We start from the raw sequence: 17,980 nt of genomic DNA, 5'->3' as shown, positions 1-17,980 counted from the left end.
GCGGTCACGCTCGCCGGGCTGATCGCGGGGTGCTTTCGCGCAACGCTCATGAGGCTAATTAAAGCCCATGGCAGAGCGGCCGGCGTGTCTCAAGGACAGCCGGCCGCTCGGAAAGATTCAGGGATGGAAAACGGTTGCCGTCAGGCGCGGATATCGATGAGGGTGCCGAGCGTTTCGTCGGCGGCCTGGATGACCTTGGCGTTAGCCTTCACTTCGTGCTCGCCGCGGCGCAGGTCGACCAGGCGGTCGTTCAGCACTTCGCTGGGCGCGCTGCCAGCGGTGGAGATGTCGGTGCTGGCGCGGTCGACGCGGCGCTGGCCGTTCTGCACGCCATACAGGCCCGCAGAGAAAGCATTACCGGAGATTTCCATCGACACACCTCCACAACCGAAAGCAGCAAGTGGCCACTATTCAAGCAGACGACGTCCGCCAGGCCAAGGCCCGGTTACAAATCCAGGATACCCAGGTCCAGGTGCGCCGCCACTGCCGCCGGCGTCGCGCAGTCCAGGCGCGGCACGCGTCCGACGCAAGGTGCGGGGAGGCGTTCGGCAAGGGTCGCGAGGTTTTCTTCCAGACGAGAGGTCGTCGGGTCGACGATGTTCGCCACCCAGCCCGCCAGCACCAGGCCGTCGCGCTGGATCGCCTCGGCGCTGAGCACGGCGTGATTGATGCACCCCAGGCGTACGCCGACGACCAGGATCACCGGCAGTTCCAGGGCGATGGCCAGGTCGGAGAGGTTCTCCTCCCCTGCCAGCGGCACGCGCCAGCCTCCGGCGCCTTCCACCAGGGTGAAATCGGCGCCCTGTTCGAGTACCGAACGCACGGGCCCCTTCAACGCCTCAACCGTCAGCTTCACACCCTGCTCACGGGCGGCGAGGTGCGGTGCGATGGCGGGCTCGAAGGCGAACGGGTTCACCTGTTCGTAGGCCAGCGGCACGCTGCACTCGCCCAGCAGCGCCAGCGCGTCGGAATTGCGCAGGCCCTCTGAACTGCGCTCGCAGCCGGAAGCCACCGGTTTGGCGGCTGCCGTGGACAGCCCGGCCAGCCGCGCTGCATGCAGCAGGCCGGCGGCGATGGTGGTCTTGCCGATCTCGGTGTCGGTGCCGGTCACGAAGTAGGCGTGGGTCATGGCGTTCCTCTGCTGGTCTTGCCGGATTCAGTTCTTGCGCAGGACGGCGTAGACCACCCGGTAGGTCGCCGGCAGCCCCTCGGGCTGGCGGAAGTGCTCGTAGGCGGCGATCAGCGCACGTACTCGCTCGCGCCCGGTGAGGCCGTCGGGCCGCCCCGGGTTGAGGTTGTGCGCGCCGAGCGCCTTGAGTTCGTGGGTCAGGCTGCGCAGGTCGGAGAAGTGCAGGACGCGATCCTCGGTGCGCAGCTCCAGCACTTCGAGGCCGCTGCCCGCGCAGTGCTGCTGGTACTGCTCGAAGGCACGGAAGCGGTTTACGTGGACGAACCCGTCCACCGCTTCCCAGCTCTGCCGCAGCTCGCCCAGGGTGCCGATGCACAGGCTGCTGAAGGCCGCGACGCCGCCCGGACGCAGCACGCGGCGCGCCTCGCCCAGCACCGCAGGCAAATCCGCGCACCACTGGATCGCCAGGCTGGAAAACAGCAGGTCGCAGGCCGCATCGCGCAGTGGCAACCGCTCGGCGTCACCACCGATGAAGTGCTGTGCGCCGCCCTGCTCGCGGGCGTGGCGCAGCATGCCCTCGGCGATGTCGACAGACAGGCCCTGTGCCTGTGGATAGCGCGCCGCCAGGGCTCGGGTGAAGTAACCGGTGCCACTGCCCAGGTCGATCCAGCGCTGCGGCGCGCTCTGCGCCGGCAACAGCTCCAGCAAACGGTTCCCCACCGCACGTTGCAGTTCAGCCACCGCGTCATAGGTCGACGCGGCACGGGAGAAGGAAGCGGCCACCTGGCGTTTGTCGGGCAGCGCGCGGGTACTGCAATCAGGCATCGTCGCCCTCGTGGATGAAGTTCAGGATGGCGCCTGCCACTTCGTCCGGCTGCTCCAGCGGCAGGCCGTGGCTGGCACTGGGCAGCAGGCTCACTTCGACGTCCGGCAACCACTCCAGCAGCGCGTCGGCGGCGCTCGCCGGGACCAGCGCATCGTTGCCGGCGAACAGGTGCAGTTGCGGCCCCGGATAGCGCCCGAGTGCCGCGCGCGTATCGAGCTGGCCGAGCAACTGCAGGCCGGCGGTGAGGCCTTCGACATTCATCTGCGGCAACGCCACCTGCAGCTGGCGGGCGAGGGTGCGCGCATCGCGGGCGCCCTGGCTGACCAGCATCGTGAAGCGTTTGCGCACCAGGTGCGGTTCCAGCAGGAAGGCTTCGAAGAAGTCCTCGAAGACGTCGTTGGCCATGGCCTCCGGCCAGTCCTCGCGACGGCGGAAACAGAGGTTGCTGGCGATGGTGACCAGCCCCCGACAGGACTCGCCACGGCGCGCTGCCAGCTCGGCACCCAGCATGCCGCCCAGCGACCAGCCTGCGATCCAGGCGTCGTGAGCGACGTTGTCGTCCAGCTCGTCGAGCCAGACGTTCGGGTCGGCGTCCGCCGGCAGCGGCTCGATCTGCACGTTCAAATGCGGCGCCTGCTCCAGCAGCGCATCGCGCAGCGGTTCCAGGGGAGCGCTGCCCAGGCCCCAGCCCGGCAGCAGAATCAGTTGGTCACGCATCATCGCCCTCCTCGGCATCGATCTCTGCCAGAAGGCTAGACGACACGCGCTGCCAGCTTTCGGCGAGCGCCAACAGCAGGCGGTCGACCTGCGCCTCGGTGTGCGAGGCGGAGAGGGTCACGCGCAAACGCGCAGTGCCTGCCGGCACCGTGGGCGGGCGAATCGCCCCTACCAATATGCCGCGCTGGCGCAGCTCGGCGGAGAGCGCCATGGCCTGCGCACTGCCGCCGATGAGGATCGGCTGAATGGGCGTCGGGCTGTCCATCAGGCGCAGACCGATGGCCTCGGCGCCAGCACGGAAGCGCGAGATCAGGGCATTCAGATGGTCACGGCGCCAACACTCGGCGCGCAGCAGCTCCAGGCTTTTCAGTGTCGCGCAGGCCACGGCGGGCGGCTGGCTGGTGGTGTAGATGTAGGGGCGGGCGAACTGGATCAGCGTTTCGATCAGCGCCTCGCTGCCGGCAACGAAGGCGCCAGCGGTGCCAAACGCCTTGCCGAGAGTGCCAACCAGCACAGGCACGTCGTCCAGGCCCAGGCCGAAGTGTTCGACGATACCGCCACCGGTCGCGCCCAACGGGCCGAATCCGTGAGCGTCGTCGACCATCACCCAGGCACCTTTTTCCCGAGCCCTGGCGCAGAGCGCGGGCAGGTCGGCGAGGTCGCCGTCCATGCTGAACACGCCATCGGTGACGACCAGCGTGCTGCCTTCGGCCTTCTCCAGGCGGGAGGCGAGGCTGGCGGCATCGTTGTGCAGGTAGCGCGAGAAGCGCGCACCGGAGAGCAGCCCGGCGTCCAGTAGCGAGGCATGGTTGAGGCGGTCCTCCAGCACGCTGTCGCCTTTGCCGACGAGGGCGGTGACGGTGCCGAGGTTGGCCATGTAGCCGGTGGAGAACAGCAGCGCCCGCGGGCGACCGGTGAACTCGGCGAGTGCCAGCTCCAGCTCGTGGTGCGGGCCGCAGTGGCCGTTGACCAGGTGCGAGGCGCCACCGCCGACGCCCCAGCGCTCGGCGCCGGCACGCAGGGCGGCGATCACCTCGGGGTGATTGGCCAGGCCCAGGTAATCGTTGGAACAGAAGGCCAGCATCGGCTGGCCGTCGATGACCACGTCCGGTCCCTGCGGCGATTCCAGCAGCGGACGGCGGCGGTAGAGGTCCTCCGCCTGGCGCTGGGCCAGGCGGAAATCGAGGTCAAAGGACATCCCTGACGCTCCTTCAAATACGGATTATTGCCTCTATGGAAGCAGGCTCAGGACAACAGCAACCTGAACTCGGAGAGCGGCGGGCTGAATCGCAGAATCGCTCCAGATGTGGAGAGAACGACCACTTTGCTTCCCTTGATCTCGATTTGATCAAATGGGTTGGACCGCTCCGACATCAACAACCACAGAAGCTCACCGCCTGACTCCAGCGCGACGAAACCAATAGAGCCATGGGCAGCAGACTCACCGCACTTGATGCGAAAGCGGCCATCCTGAGTTGTCAATTGCGCCAGCACGCAGTCCGCATCTATCCAATGTTCAGCAGGCGCTGCTTCGGGCAGCAGAATCGGGATTCCCTCTACCAGGGTGTAAAGAGAACCATCGGCGACATGCAAGCCTTCGCTATCCGGCATCAGCCCATTCATCCACTGCGCCCGAAGCATCGCAGGCAAGATCAGGCCGAAGCCGCGTTGTAGAACAACTGGGAGTCGCGTTGTTCCACCAGCGCCTGCTCGATGGCGGCCTGGTGCACCTCGTCGGCGTGCTCCTCGCGCTCCTCGGGCTTGATGCCCAGACGCGCGAACAGCTGCATGTCCTTCTCGGCCTGCGGGTTGGTGGTGGTCAGCAGCTTCTCGCCGTAGAAGATCGAGTTGGCGCCGGCCATGAAGGCCAAAGCCTGCATCTGCTCGTTCATCTGCTCGCGGCCAGCGGACAGGCGCACGTGGGACTTCGGCATCATGATGCGGGCGACTGCCAGGGTGCGGATGAAGTCGAACGGATCGACGTCCTTCTCCTCGGCCAGCGGAGTGCCCTTTACCTTCACCAACATGTTGATCGGCACCGATTCCGGGTGCTCGGGCAGGTTGGCCAACTGGATCAGCAGGCCGGCGCGGTCGTCCACCGACTCGCCCATGCCGAGGATGCCACCGGAGCAGATCTTCATCCCCGCTTCGCGCACGTACGCCAGGGTCTGCAGGCGCTCGCTGTAGGTACGGGTGGTGATGATGTTGCCGTAGAACTCCGGCGAGGTATCGAGGTTGTGGTTGTAGTAGTCCAGACCTGCTTCAGCCAGGGACTGGGTCTGCTCCTGGGTCAGCTTGCCCAGGGTCATGCAGGTTTCCAGGCCGAGCTTCTTCACGCCCTTCACCATTTCCAGCACGTAGGGCATGTCCTTCGCCGACGGATGCTTCCAGGCGGCGCCCATGCAGAAGCGCGTCGAGCCGATGGCCTTGGCTTCGGCAGCGGCCTGCAGCACCTTCTGCACTTCCATCAGCTTTTCCTTGTCCAGGCCGGTGTTGTAGTGGCCGGACTGCGGGCAATACTTGCAGTCTTCCGGGCAGGCGCCGGTCTTGATCGACAGCAGGGTGGACACCTGCACGCGGTTCGGGTCGAAATGCGCGCGGTGCATCGTCTGCGCCTGGAACAGCAGGTCGTTGAACGGCTGTTCGAACAGGGCGCGGACTTCGGCAAGGGTCCAGTCGTGGCGGGTTACTTGGGCTGCGGTGGCACTCATCGGCAAAGTCCTTCGACGCTTGGGGGCGCCTCTTGTCTAGGGTGCCCCGGCGGCGCGCCACCGGGGAAATCAGGCTCAAGGCATCATAGGTGGAGCTGTGACGCTGTCAACCACTCTCGCGACACAGGTCGACAAGTGACTATTATTTGATCAATGACGACCATCTGGTTGCCGCTGCGGCCGAACCGATCCAGCCAATCACCGCTCCAATCAGACAGGACACTCAGGAGTCATACCCCAGATGGGAACAGAAGGATTCTTCGACGGCCTCGGCCAGATGGCCGGCAAGGCCATCCGCTTCATCGTCGATCTGCTGTCGGGCCTGCTCGGCGGGCTGTGGCGTGCGATGGACGACTTTTTCCACGGCCTGGCCCGGGCTGTGGGAATCGACGTCTCGATCTTCAGTTTCGTCCTGCTCTTCATCGGCCTGCTGTTTCTCTACAGTGGCATCCGCGCCTTCCTGCGGCGCTCGATCTTCGGTGGACTGATCTGGACGGTGCTGGGCCTGGTGGTGTTGAGCTGGCTGATTCACTGAGCCGCTCGCCTGCGAGCAGCCCCACCCATGGAGGGGCTGAATGCGGTTTCAGGATTGGCGCCCTAGCTGCTGGCGCGCTCACGTTCACTGTCTGCTTTGCGGCGCAACGGCGGAACACGTCGGCCTGCCGCTCTGCACCGGTTGTGACGACGACCTGCCCTGGCTCGGCGGACACTGCGCGATCTGCGCCCTGCCCTTGTCCGCCACCGGTTTGATCTGCGGCCACTGCCTGCGCCGCGCGCCGGCCTTCCAGCGCGTGGAGACGCCGCTGCGCTATGGCTTTCCCGTCGATGCGCTGATCACGCGCTTCAAGCACCAGGCCAATGCCCCACTGGGACGGTTGCTTGGTCAGTTGCTGGAGCGGCATCTGCTGCATGCCTACGAAGACGGGCTGCCGCGTCCGGATCGACTGATCCCCGTACCGCTGTCACGCCAGCGCGAGCGGCGACGCGGCTTCAACCAGGCGCAATTACTGGCAGGATGGCTGGCTGCTCCGCTCAAACTGCCTGTGGATAACCGCATTCTGCGCCGCACACAGGATACTCCGGCCCAGCAGGACCTGGATGCTGCCACGCGCAAACGCAACCTGCGCAATGCTTTCGCCCTGGCCCCTGGCGCAGCCGCCGAAGGCCTGCACCTGGCCTTGGTAGATGACGTGCTGACCACCGGCGCCACCGCCGAGAACATCGCCCGATTACTGAGCAGGGCCGGGGCCCGGCGCGTGGATGTCTACTGCCTCGCGCGGACACCCAGAGACCACTGGCTGCACCCCTGACGTAGCGCCGCACCGAGTGATCGGCTTCCGCCACGCTCACGACGCGGCAGATAACAAAATGACCAGCCTCCGCGTCATGCTCCCGAGACCTTCATTTCTTGATAGTTGGCACAGCGCTCGCCCGTGAGCTGTCTGCCCTCCCCTATCGGATCTGGAGTACGCAATGCCAAGTCAACCCAAGTCGCTTTATAAAGGACGTGAAAAATACACACCGACCACCGCCCGGAACTACGAGCAGAACCGCAAGCCAGCCACACACCGCGCCGAGATGGAATTGCTCGATCGGGTCTTCGAAATGATTCCACGCCAGCACTGGATACTGGACCTGCCATGCGGTGGTGGCCGGGTCACCCGCCACCTCGTCGAGCGGGGCTACCAGGTCATCGCCGGCGACCTCTCCGATTCCATGCAGGATCTGGCGCGCAACAACCTGCAGGACCTGCCCACGGAAACTGCGATCCTGAATCTGGACATCGAGCGCATTGCCCTTACTGATCGGAGCATCGACACCCTTCTGTGCTTTCGCCTGTTTCACCACTTCCCCGATCCGGCAACTCGCCAACGCGCCATTGCCGAAATGTGTCGGGTGGCGGACCGCTTCGTCGTCCTGTCCTACTTCAGCCCGCTGGCAATCACCTCGTTCAAACGCCAGCTGCGCTTCCAGCTGACTGGACGCACGTCACTGAAATACGCCACCTCACTGGCGGAAGTCAGCAGCTATTTCGCGCCTCTGGGTTTCCGCCTGCGCGCCAACTTTGCGCGCCTTCCCTGGCTGCATACCTTGCATGTAGCCCTGTTTGAACGCGACGAACGCTTCATCTGCTAGGTCCGTCGCGCTTGCGTTTTCCAACAGGCTGTCGGAGCCTCGTGGCATTCCAATAAGTACCCGCGAAACCATGACCACCCTCAGCCTGTTGACCCAACACGTAACCCGTCGCCCGCAGCGCATCGCCCTGCTGGCGCAGATCGCCCAGCTCGGCTCGATCACCCACGCCGCCAAGGCCGCGGGGATGAGCTACAAGACCGCCTGGGACGCCATCGACGAACTGAACAACCTCTCCGACCGGCCGCTGGTGGAGCGCAGCGTCGGCGGCAAGGGTGGCGGCGGCGCGCGCCTGACCCCCGAGGGCGAGCGCCTGCTGGCGCTGTACCAGCGCCTGGAGGCCCTGCGCGAACACATTGTCGAGCACGTCGAACACCAGGCCGACCTGGAACTCATCGGCCGCCTGATGATGCGCACCAGCGCGCGCAACCAGCTGCACGGCCGTGTCTGTGCGGTGGAGCCGTCCGGCCTCAACGATCTCATCAGCATCGAGCTGCCCGGCGGCTCGCGCATCCAGGCCCGCGTCACCCGCGAAAGCACCGAGAAGCTGGAGCTGGCCGATGGTGTGCCGGTGGTCGCGTTGATGAAGGCTGGTTGGCTGTATGTCGACCTGCCGCACATCCCCTGCCCGGAAGGCCTGAACACGCTGGAAGGCCACGTCGACGACATCCGTGAAGCCGAAGACGGCCCCAGCGAGGTGCGCATCCAGCTGCCCAGCGGGCAGATGCTCTGCGCCCTCACCGACCCGGAGCGCATCGAGATCCTTCACCTTCAGCCCGGTTCACCGGTGCGCGCGCAGTTCTCGCCCGCACAGGTGATCCTTGGCACGCCGCTGTAGCCTCGCGGCCACATGAGTTTCCCTGCCTCATATCAAACCCCGCGACGCCGGGTCGCGCTCCAATAGCCGACAGAGTTCCGCCCGGGCCGGGCGGAACCTTGGCTAACCGGAGTCCCCACCATGCGCCACCCACTCCTGCTGCTCACCCTGCTTTTTCTGCCCTTCGCCAGCTACGCCGGCCCCGACGTGCTGCGGGTTGGCGCCAGCCACGATCTGATGCCGATCCTGGAACCGGTGGTGGACCAGTACCAGATCGAGACCCACAATAAGGTGCTGCTGATTGGCGGCGTCGAAACCGAACTCGCCGAGCAGGTCCGTCAGGGCACGCCCTACGACCTGCTGCTGACACCGCTGCACAGCGCGGACAAGCAGGCCCAGCCGGTCAAGTGCAAGGTCCGCACGATGCAGAAACTGACCCTGGTACAGGGCGAGCGTCGAGCGCTGGCCACGGACTTCGTCGAGTACCTGAGGAAACACTGCGCCGACCGCTGAGGCGACTGCGCACCCAAAGGAGGCGGACTGGGTAAACTAGGCAGCTTTACCATTGCCGGAACGTCGCCATGTCCCATCCCTTTTCCGACCTCACCCCCGACCTGGTGCTGGATGCGGTGGAAAGCATCGGTTTCCTCAGCGACGCCCGCGTACTCGCGCTCAACAGCTACGAGAACCGCGTTTATCAGGTCGGCATCGAGGACAGCGAGCCGCTGATCGCCAAGTTCTATCGCCCAGGTCGCTGGACCACCGAGGCGATCCTCGAAGAACACGCCTTCTCCGCCGAACTGGCCGAGTGCGAAGTTCCCGTAGTCGCGCCGCTGGTGCATGAAGGCACGACGCTCTTCGAGCATGCCGGCTTCCGCTTCACCCTGTTTCCCCGCCGCGGCGGTCGCGCGCCGGAGCCGGGCAACCTCGACCAGCTCTATCGCCTCGGCCAGTTGCTCGGTCGCCTGCACGCCGTGGGCGCCAGCCGCCCGTTCGAGCACCGCGAGGCGCTGACGCCGCAGAACTTCGGCCATCAGTCCCTGGCCACCCTGCTGGAGGGCAATTTCGTTCCCAGGAGCCTGCTGCCGGCCTACGAATCCGTAGCCCGCGACCTGCTGAAGAAGATCGACGACCTCTATGCGCGCGTGAAGTACACACCCATCCGCATGCACGGCGACTGCCACCCCGGCAACCTGCTGTGCCGCGACGATACCTTCCATGTCGTCGACCTCGACGACTGCCGCATGGGCCCTGCCGTGCAGGACCTGTGGATGATGCTGGCCGGCGAACGCCAGGAGCGCCTCGGGCAGCTGTCCGAACTGGTGGACGGCTACCAGGAATTCCACGACTTCGACCCGCGCGAACTGCCGCTGATCGAAGGCCTGCGCGCCCTGCGACTGATGCACTACAGCGCCTGGCTGGCGCGGCGCTGGGACGACCCGGCGTTCCCGCCGAGCTTCCCCTGGTTTGGCACCGAGCGTTACTGGGGCGAACAGGTGCTGGTGCTGCGCGAGCAACTGGCGGCGCTGGATGAGGAGCCGTTGCGGCTGTTCTGACTTCTCCGTGCCGACGCAGGGGTGCTCGGCACTGTTTATCTTCAAGGAAGACACACCATGAAACGACTGCGCCTGCTCTTCATCGCATGCTTGTCGACCACTCTGCCTTCGGCGCTGGCCGCCAGTTTCGACTGCCAGAAAGCCAACACGCCGATGGAGCAAGCCATCTGTGCAAGCGATGACCTTTCAGCACTCGATGAGCAATTGGGTCTGACGTACCGCGCGCAGTTGGTCAGCCCTGAACTGGACCCGGTTCAACTGAAGAAAACCCAACGCAGTTGGCTGCGAAACACCCGGCAACGCTGTGAAGCCACCGAGGACATGACTGGCTGCTTGAGAGACGCCTACCGCGAGCGTCTCGAAGGGCTGGGACCTGCGACCAGCGTCGATGCCCAGGGCCGCGATTGGACGCAGGCGCTAAAGATCAGCAACGCCGCGCCGGGCTATGACTTTTTGCTCGACATGCAGCCTTGCACCGAGCGGACCTGCGAGGGCCCGGCCTTCCTCGGTATCCAGCGCACCGGCAGCACCACGGTGGCACAAGCGATCTACCTGCCCAATGTTTTCCTGACGCGGCAGGAGAACGGCCAGCCACTGGTGAACTCGGCCAGGCTTTACGATTACCAGGGCGTGATCAATGCCGGCGATTTCAACTTCGATGACCAGCCGGACTTTGCCGTGCAGAACGGCAACCGCGGCTCCTATGGCGGCCCGAGCTATGACGTATTCCTCTTTGATGGGGTGCGTCAGCGCTTTATCTACAGCCCGGATCTGAGCGGGCTGACCCTGGAAAACCTGGGCTTCTTCGATATCGACGGCAAGCGCAAACGGCTGATCACCTTTTCCAAGAGCGGCTGTTGCTACCACGAGAAGAGCGAATACGTGGTGGAAGGCAATCAACCGATCGAAGTGAAACGTGAGATAGAGGACGCTACAGGCGGCAGTGGAGATCCCGAGATGGTCCTGCTGAGCACCGAAGAACGGGTCGAAGGCCAATGGAAGACCACCGCCTCCCGCAAGGTGCCCTTCAAGGAACTGTACGGTGACCAGTAGTGAGCCGTAACGGCATCGTTACGTTCATTCGCCGGCGTCCCCAGGACATCCGGCGAAGCAGCACAGACAAGCCAGCGCGCGCGCCCTAGAATTGTGCAGCCACTCATTAGCTGCCTAACCAAGGATGTTCCATGGCCACCGCCAATCCCCGCCGGGGCTACGCCCTGGGCCTGACTGCCTATGTCATCTGGGGACTCTTCCCGATCTACTTCAAGCTGCTCGAACGCATTCCCGCCCTGGAGATCATCACCCACCGGGCCATCTGGTCGGCGGTGTTCGGCGCCCTGCTCCTGCTGGTGTGGAAGCACCCCGGCTGGTGGCGCGAGTTGCGCGAGAACCCCAAGCGCATCGCCGTTCTCACCGCCAGCGGCCTGCTGATCGCCAGCAACTGGCTGGTCTACGTCTGGGCAGTGAACAACGGCCACATGATCGAGGCCAGCCTCGGCTATTACATCAACCCGCTGGTCAACGTACTGCTGGGCCTTGTGCTGCTACGCGAGCGCCTGCGCCCGCTACAGTGGGTCGCGGTCGGCCTGGCCGCACTGGGCGTGGCGCAGCAGCTGTGGCAGCTGGGCAGCCTGCCCTGGGTATCGCTGGCGCTGGCGCTGACCTTCGGCTTCTACGGGCTGATCCGCAAGCAGGCGCCGGTCGCCGCGCTGCCGGGGCTGGTGGTGGAAACCTGGATCCTGCTGCCACTGGCGATCGGCTACCTCGTGCTGTTCGCCGACGGTCCGAGCGTGCATGCGGACTTCTGGACCACCAAGGACGCCATCTGGCTCGCCGCCGCCGGCCCGATCACCCTGGTGCCGCTGGTGTGCTTCAACGCCGCCGCCCGCCACCTGCCCTATGCGACCCTCGGCTTCCTGCAGTACCTGGCGCCAACCCTGGTGCTGCTGCAGGCGATCCTGTTGTTCGGCGAGCACCTGGACAGCACGCGCCTGATCTCCCTCTGCTGCATCTGGGCTGGCCTGTTCGTCTACAGCGTGGACATCTGGTACCGACTTTCCCGCGGCGACTGATCATTAATCGATCCACCGCCTGCAGGCCTTGCCCACCGTGGCTTACAGGCGGTCACCACCAGATTGTCCACAGCTCCATCCCGCAATGACGGGGATAACGGCCGTTTCGTCCACATGCCAGCACAGCGTGATATCCCCGCAGCGTTCTGCTCCGACCGCGCAACGTAGGCCGATCATTTATTGATCGATTATCTGCAGGCCCCGCTAGTAAAGGCCCGCAGCGATATTCCCCCGGCTTTTCCACAGACTGATCCCCGCTTCGTGTGGACGGAGAAAGGCTGTCCGATCAGAAAGTGGACAACTCCCTGTAACTCTCGGATAGCATGGCCTGCAGCATTTCATGAACGGCTTTTCCACAGGGTCTTCCAACAGATTTGTGCACAGCCATCGAATCCCCCAAGACGCAAACGTCCCCAGGGAAATCCTGAACAAAAAACGACCAAACCTTCGTATCGACCGAGAACAGTGGCTTTCAGAGACTTATCAACAGATTGCCCACGGCGCGATCCCCGTAATCTGCGCACAGGCTCAAAGCATTGAGTGGATAATCCAATCGCCCTGTAAGCCAACTAAAATGGGCCCTCCGTTAATCCGTCAACAGAGAGCCCACAGGTTTTTCCACAGAACCTGCGATCAGTGCACAGCACTCACTCGCCGCTGTGGAAATTCAGCTCGACCATCAGGTCGTCCGCCAGCTCTTCCAGCTTCTGCTGCAGGGTTTCCAGCGGCAGGGTCAGCGGCACGGCCAGCAGTGCCTCGGCATGGAACAGCGGCTCACTGCTCATCGGCGCAGGCAGCACCTCGGTCGTCAGGCGCTCCAGGTTCACGCCATGCTCGGCCAGCAGCTGGGTGATGTCACGAACGATGCCGGGGCGGTCGTTGCCCACCAGGTCGAGGTGGATCGGCTTCCAGTTGCACGCCGGCTCGATGCCGCTCTCCGCCAGCAATACCCGAATGCCATGCTCGCTCAGCTCCTGCAGGCCCTCCACCAGCTCGTCATAGCCCTCGGCGGGCACGGCCACGCGAAGGATCCCGGCGAACTGCCCGGCCATGCGCGACATGCGGCTTTCCAGCCAGTTGCCGCCGTGAGCGGCGATGCATTTGGCCACGCGCTCCACCAGACCGGGCTGGTCCTGGGCGATGACGGTCAATACGAGGTGGTCCATGAGCAGTCTCCGCGAAGGGCTAGGCCGTGAGGTCCAGCCAATAGGTGTAGAACTTGTCGTCCCGCTTGTAGCCCAGGCGTTCGTAGAGCGACTGGCCAGCGTGGTTGGTCTTCGCCGTCTCCAGCATCAGGCCGCATGCGCCCGTGCGTTCGCCGTGTGCTCGAGCAGCATTCATCAGCGCTTCGCCATACCCGTCGCGGCGCGCGGCGGGTAGGACGTAGAGGTCACTGACCAGCCAGGACGCCTGCAGCGCCAGGGAAGCGAAGAACGGGTACAACTGCACGAAGCCCACCGCCAGCCCATCGATGCTGCGCGCGATGAAGACCGTGGACTGCCCGCTGCCGATGCGCGCCGCGAGGAACTCGCGAATCGTCGCGTGGGGCGCGGGTACCTCGTAGAAATCCAGGTAGCCGGAAAACAGCGGAACCAGATCGTCCAGATCGGTGGGGGTGGCAAGCGTCACGGACATGCGGGATTCTCCAGGAGGGAAGAAGCAGTATAGGCACGGCGAGGTTAGCCGGCTGCGACGGGCTGCCACAGGTACCCATTCGGGTAATGCGTGTACAGTTTTAAGATTTATCTGGAACAATCCAAAGGATATTTGCGAACATAAGACCTGCTACGTGACTGATATGCGTACTTTGGTCTAACCGCGACGCTAGCCCACTGATTTTTCCCACGGCATCATGTAGTATTCCGCGGCTCGGACTACAAGGCGTTTTGCCTGTGTCCAGAGCTGGTCCTGAGCAGAGTGAGGCAAGCAATGACTGAACGCGTTCAAGTCGGTGGCCTGCAGGTCGCCAAAGTCCTTTTCGACTTCGTGAACAACGAAGCCATTCCCGGCACCGGCGTTGACGCCGGCAAGTTCTGGGCAGGCGTAGAAACCGTAATCAACGACCTGGCCCCCAAGAACAAGGCCCTGCTCGCCAAGCGCGATGACCTCCAGGCGAAAGTCGACGGCTGGCATCAGGCCCGCGCCGGCAAGCCGCATGACGCAGCCGCCTACAAGGCCTTCCTGCAGGAAATCGGTTACCTGCTGCCCGAGCCGGCCGACTTCCAGGCCAGCACCCAGAACGTCGACGAAGAAATCGCCCGCATGGCCGGCCCGCAGCTGGTCGTTCCGGTGATGAATGCGCGCTTCGCCCTGAACGCCGCCAACGCCCGCTGGGGCTCGCTGTACGACGCACTGTACGGCACCGACGCGATCAGCGAAGAGAACGGCGCCGAGAAGGGCAAGGGCTACAACAAGGTCCGCGGTGACAAGGTGATCGCCTTCGCCCGCGCCTTCCTCGATGAAGCCGCTGCGCTGGAAACCGGCTCCCACGTCGACGCCACCGCCTACGTGGTGAAGAACGGCGCCCTGGCCGTGACCCTGAAGAACGGCAGCGAGACCGGCCTGAAGAACGCCGCTCAATTCCTCGCCTTCCAGGGCGACGCTGCCAAGCCGAAGGCCGTGCTGCTCAAGCACAACGGCCTGCACTTCGAAATCCAGATCGACCCGACCAGCCCGATCGGCCAGACCGACGCCGCTGGCGTGAAAGACGTCCTGATGGAGTCCGCGCTGACCACCATCATGGACTGCGAAGACTCCGTGGCTGCCGTCGACGCCGCCGACAAGGTCGTGGTCTACCGCAACTGGCTGGGCCTGATGAAAGGCGATCTCGCCGAGCAGGTTTCCAAGGGCGGCAGCACCTTCACCCGCACCATGAACCCCGACCGCGTCTACACCAGGGCCGATGGTTCCGAGCTGAGCCTGCATGGCCGCTCCCTGCTGTTCATCCGTAACGTTGGCCACCTGATGACCAACCCGGCGATCCTCGACGCCCAGGGCAACGAAGTGCCCGAAGGCATCCAGGACGGCCTGTTCACCAGCCTGATCGCCATTCACAACCTGAACGGCAGCGCCACCCGCAAGAACAGCCGCACCGGCAGCGTCTACATCGTCAAGCCGAAGATGCACGGCCCGGAAGAAGTCGCCTTCGCCGCCGAGATCTTCAGCCGCGTCGAGGACCTGCTGGGTCTGCCGCGCAACACGCTAAAAGTCGGCATCATGGATGAAGAGCGCCGCACCACCGTCAACCTGAAGGCCTGCATCCAGGCCGCCGCCGAGCGCGTGGTGTTCATCAACACCGGCTTCCTCGACCGCACCGGTGACGAAATCCACACCTCCATGGAAGCCGGCGCCATGGTGCGCAAGGGCGCCATGAAGACCGAGAAGTGGATCGGTTCCTACGAGAACAACAACGTCGACGTCGGCCTGGCCACCGGCCTGCAGGGCAAGGCCCAGATCGGCAAGGGCATGTGGGCCATGCCCGACCTGATGGCCGCCATGCTCGAGCAGAAGATCGCCCACCCGCTGGCCGGCGCCAACACTGCCTGGGTTCCGTCGCCGACCGCCGCCACCCTGCACGCGTTGCACTACCACAAGGTCGACGTGTTCGCCCGCCAGGCCGAACTGGCCAAGCGCGCACCGGCTTCGGTGGACGACATCCTGACCATTCCGCTCGCCCCGAACACCAACTGGAGCGCGGAAGAGATCAAGAACGAGCTGGACAACAACGCCCAGGGCATCCTCGGCTACGTGGTCCGCTGGATCGACCAGGGCGTCGGCTGCTCCAAGGTGCCGGACATCAACGATGTCGGCCTGATGGAAGACCGTGCCACCCTGCGCATCTCCAGCCAGCTGCTGGCCAACTGGCTGCGCCACGGCGTGGTCACCCAGGAGCAGGTGCTGGAAAGCCTCAAGCGCATGGCTTCGGTGGTGGATCGTCAGAACGCCGGTGACGCCCAGTACCGCGCGATGGCGCCGAACTTCGACGACAACGTGGCCTTCCAGGCCGCGCTGGAACTGGTCCTCGAAGGCACCAAGCAGCCCAACGGCTACACCGAGCCGGTCCTGCACCGTCGCCGTCGCGAGTTCAAGGCCAAGAACGGTCTGTAAGAACCTCGCGCCGCGTTGAAGAAACCGCCCTCCGGGGCGGTTTTTTTTATGGCCGCTGCTCTCTGCATCGAATGCGACCTATAGGAACGGCAGTGCGAGGCGTAACGCATGTGCACAATTATTGTGTACAAAATCCCCACCATGCATTTCCGTGGATCGCGACCAAGCTGACTCTCAAGTCAATGATTGTTATGGGGAATTAAATTCGTGCCGCCTTGGATGCCTTCCAGGGCCGCACCCATAAAGGGCTCAACGAAATTCGCACCTGTTGTCAGCGAGGCCTGGAAGGCTGACGATGGTTGCGCTGGCATGGTTCTGGCTTTGCACACAAACCACAAAAAGCCGTGCATACAAATACCGAGCAGCCCATGAACTCCAGCCCTACCCATCTGTCCGGCGTTTCCCCTGTCCAACCTGCCGCTGGCGCGGCCTCCTCGACGACTGCCGCGCCAACCCTGAGCCCGCGCCTGTACAGCGCCGATCTTGCACCGACCAAGGCTGCAGGCCGCAATTGGGGGCGCTACAGCCTGTTCGCGCTGTGGACCAACGATGTCCACAATATCGCCAACTACTCCTTCGCCATCGGCCTCTTCGCGCTGGGCATGAGCGGCGCGCAGATCCTCGCCGCGTTCGCCCTCGGTGCGCTGGTGATCTACGGCCTGATGAACCTGTCCGGCTACATGGGCCAGAAGACCGGCCTGCCCTACCCGGTGATGTGCCGCATCAGCTTCGGCATCCACGGTGCGCAGGTGCCGGCGTTGATCCGCGCAGTGATCGCCATCGCCTGGTTCGGCATCCAGACCTACCTCGCGTCGGTGGTCCTGCGCGTGCTGCTCACCGCCATCGCGCCGGACCTGAAAGCCTACGACCAGGACTCGATTCTCGGCCTGTCGACCCTTGGCTGGATCGCCTTCCTCGGCATCTGGTGCGTGCAACTGGTGATCTTCGCCTACGGCATGGAGATGGTGCGTCGCTACGAATCCTTTGCCGGCCCGATCATCCTGGTGGCCTTCGCCAGCCTTGCCGGCTGGATGTACTGGCGCGCCGGCCTGTCGATCGCCTGGTCCAGCGGCAACGCACCGACCGGCTCGACCGTGTGGCTGAAGGTCCTGGGGGCCGCCGCACTGTGGGTCTCGCTGTACGGCACCATGATCCTCAATTTCTGCGACTTCACCCGCAACTGCCCGGACCGCCGCACCATCAGCGTCGGCAACTTCTGGGGCCTGCCGGTGAACATGCTGGGTTTCGCGCTGATCGCCGTGGTACTGGCCGGCGCGCAGTTCAGCATCGACGGCAAGCTCGTGCAGAACCCCACGGAAATCGTCGCCGCGATCCCCAGCACCTTTGGCCTGGTGCTGGCCTGCCTGGCCTTCCTGATCGTCACCGTGGCGGTGAACATCATGGCCAACTTCGTCGCCCCGGCCTACGTGCTCACCAACCTCGCACCGAACCTGCTGAACTTCCGCCGCGCCGGCCTGCTCAGCGCCACCATCGCGGTGCTGATCCTGCCCTGGCACCTGTACAACAGCCCGGCGGTGATCGTGTATTTCCTCGGCGGCCTGGGCGCGCTGCTCGGCCCGCTGTACGGGATCATCGTCACCGACTACTACCTGGTGCGCCGCAGCCGGGTGAACCTGCCCGAGCTGTACAGCGAGAGCCGCGACGCCGCCTACCACTACAGCGGCGGCGTGAACCTGCGCGCCGTGGCAGCGTTCGTCCCGGCGGCACTGATTGCCATCGTGCTCGCGCTGGTGCCGGCGTTTGAGGCGCTGTCGCAGTTTTCATGGTTCTTCGGCGCCGGACTCGGCGCGCTGATCCACTACACCCTGGCCGACCGCAAGCGCAACTACGCGGACGTCTGCGGCGAGCCCATCGCAGTGGATGCCGCTCATCATTGAGCGCGTGGATCGAC

The 17,980-nt window shown here is 64.5% G+C and carries 19 protein-coding genes; 10 read left to right on the top strand and 9 right to left on the bottom strand.

Annotated elements, in window-relative coordinates:
• Nucleotides 1–140 precede the first annotated feature (140 nt).
• The 7 genes from AC1ZV1_RS02630 to bioB form a co-directional block, all read right to left on the bottom strand.
• On the bottom strand, nt 141–371 hold the full coding sequence (locus AC1ZV1_RS02630) for a hypothetical protein (RefSeq protein WP_484295412.1): 231 nt from the start codon (nt 369–371) through the stop codon (nt 141–143).
• Between the two features lie 74 nt (nt 372–445).
• On the bottom strand, nt 446–1,129 hold the full coding sequence (gene bioD / locus AC1ZV1_RS02625; protein ID WP_484295411.1) for a dethiobiotin synthase: 684 nt from the start codon (nt 1,127–1,129) through the stop codon (nt 446–448).
• 27 nt (nt 1,130–1,156) lie between these two features.
• A complete protein-coding gene (bioC, locus tag AC1ZV1_RS02620) occupies nt 1,157–1,954 on the bottom strand; it encodes a malonyl-ACP O-methyltransferase BioC (protein WP_484295410.1) in 798 nt (265 codons plus the stop codon).
• Nucleotides 1,947–2,672, bottom strand: a complete 726-nt coding sequence (locus AC1ZV1_RS02615; RefSeq protein ID WP_484295409.1) for an alpha/beta fold hydrolase — start codon at nt 2,670–2,672, stop codon at nt 1,947–1,949. The genes bioC and AC1ZV1_RS02615 overlap by 8 nt, the downstream gene beginning before the upstream one ends.
• Nucleotides 2,665–3,870, bottom strand: a complete 1,206-nt coding sequence (gene bioF / locus AC1ZV1_RS02610) for an 8-amino-7-oxononanoate synthase (protein ID WP_484295408.1) — start codon at nt 3,868–3,870, stop codon at nt 2,665–2,667. The genes AC1ZV1_RS02615 and bioF overlap by 8 nt, the downstream gene beginning before the upstream one ends.
• Nucleotides 3,871–3,917: 47 nt before the next feature.
• A complete protein-coding gene (locus tag AC1ZV1_RS02605) occupies nt 3,918–4,295 on the bottom strand; it encodes a hypothetical protein (protein WP_484295407.1) in 378 nt (125 codons plus the stop codon).
• A 29-nt stretch (nt 4,296–4,324) separates the two neighbouring features.
• A complete protein-coding gene (bioB, locus tag AC1ZV1_RS02600; RefSeq protein WP_054907998.1) occupies nt 4,325–5,383 on the bottom strand; it encodes a biotin synthase BioB in 1,059 nt (352 codons plus the stop codon).
• A 241-nt stretch (nt 5,384–5,624) separates the two neighbouring features.
• Here bioB and AC1ZV1_RS02595 point away from each other — a divergent pair, with 241 nt between their 5' ends.
• The 8 genes from AC1ZV1_RS02595 (at nt 5,625) to rarD (ending at nt 11,961) form a co-directional block, all read left to right on the top strand.
• Complete coding sequence (locus tag AC1ZV1_RS02595) at nt 5,625–5,918, top strand: hypothetical protein (RefSeq protein WP_484295406.1); 294 nt, start codon at nt 5,625–5,627, stop codon at nt 5,916–5,918.
• Nucleotides 5,919–5,958: 40 nt separating this feature from the next.
• Nucleotides 5,959–6,693 carry a double zinc ribbon domain-containing protein gene (locus AC1ZV1_RS02590; protein WP_484295405.1) on the top strand — a complete coding sequence of 245 codons (735 nt, stop codon included), beginning with the start codon at nt 5,959–5,961 and terminating at the stop codon, nt 6,691–6,693.
• 163 nt (nt 6,694–6,856) lie between these two features.
• On the top strand, nt 6,857–7,519 hold the full coding sequence (locus AC1ZV1_RS02585; protein ID WP_484295404.1) for a class I SAM-dependent methyltransferase: 663 nt from the start codon (nt 6,857–6,859) through the stop codon (nt 7,517–7,519).
• Nucleotides 7,520–7,589: 70 nt separating this feature from the next.
• A complete protein-coding gene (locus tag AC1ZV1_RS02580) occupies nt 7,590–8,354 on the top strand; it encodes a TOBE domain-containing protein (RefSeq protein WP_484295403.1) in 765 nt (254 codons plus the stop codon).
• A 120-nt stretch (nt 8,355–8,474) separates the two neighbouring features.
• Nucleotides 8,475–8,846 carry a hypothetical protein gene (locus tag AC1ZV1_RS02575; RefSeq protein WP_484295402.1) on the top strand — a complete coding sequence of 124 codons (372 nt, stop codon included), beginning with the start codon at nt 8,475–8,477 and terminating at the stop codon, nt 8,844–8,846.
• Between the two features lie 68 nt (nt 8,847–8,914).
• The gene (locus tag AC1ZV1_RS02570) at nt 8,915–9,889 is read left to right on the top strand and encodes a serine/threonine protein kinase (RefSeq protein ID WP_484295401.1); all 975 of its coding nucleotides are present in this window, start codon (nt 8,915–8,917) and stop codon (nt 9,887–9,889) included.
• Between the two features lie 57 nt (nt 9,890–9,946).
• On the top strand, nt 9,947–10,942 hold the full coding sequence (locus AC1ZV1_RS02565; RefSeq protein ID WP_484295400.1) for a lysozyme inhibitor LprI family protein: 996 nt from the start codon (nt 9,947–9,949) through the stop codon (nt 10,940–10,942).
• A 131-nt stretch (nt 10,943–11,073) separates the two neighbouring features.
• Nucleotides 11,074–11,961 carry an EamA family transporter RarD gene (rarD, locus tag AC1ZV1_RS02560; protein WP_484295399.1) on the top strand — a complete coding sequence of 296 codons (888 nt, stop codon included), beginning with the start codon at nt 11,074–11,076 and terminating at the stop codon, nt 11,959–11,961.
• Nucleotides 11,962–12,608: 647 nt separating this feature from the next.
• On the opposite strand, the gene AC1ZV1_RS02555 is transcribed toward rarD, so the two are convergent.
• Nucleotides 12,609–13,127, bottom strand: coding sequence for a glycine cleavage system transcriptional repressor (locus AC1ZV1_RS02555; protein WP_484295398.1), 519 nt, complete (start codon nt 13,125–13,127; stop codon nt 12,609–12,611).
• A gap of 19 nt (nt 13,128–13,146) precedes the next feature.
• The gene (locus tag AC1ZV1_RS02550; RefSeq protein ID WP_484295397.1) at nt 13,147–13,596 is read right to left on the bottom strand and encodes an N-acetyltransferase family protein; all 450 of its coding nucleotides are present in this window, start codon (nt 13,594–13,596) and stop codon (nt 13,147–13,149) included.
• 294 nt (nt 13,597–13,890) lie between these two features.
• On the opposite strand from AC1ZV1_RS02550, the gene AC1ZV1_RS02545 reads away from it, so the two are divergent.
• Nucleotides 13,891–16,068, top strand: coding sequence for a malate synthase G (locus tag AC1ZV1_RS02545; RefSeq protein ID WP_484295396.1), 2,178 nt, complete (start codon nt 13,891–13,893; stop codon nt 16,066–16,068).
• 368 nt (nt 16,069–16,436) lie between these two features.
• On the top strand, nt 16,437–17,966 hold the full coding sequence (locus AC1ZV1_RS02540) for an NCS1 family nucleobase:cation symporter-1 (RefSeq protein ID WP_484295395.1): 1,530 nt from the start codon (nt 16,437–16,439) through the stop codon (nt 17,964–17,966).
• Nucleotides 17,967–17,980: the final 14 nt, after the last annotated feature.

The organism is Pseudomonas sp. BB438 (assembly GCF_057180225.1).
This window is presented reverse-complemented; position numbering and strand designations above follow the sequence as displayed.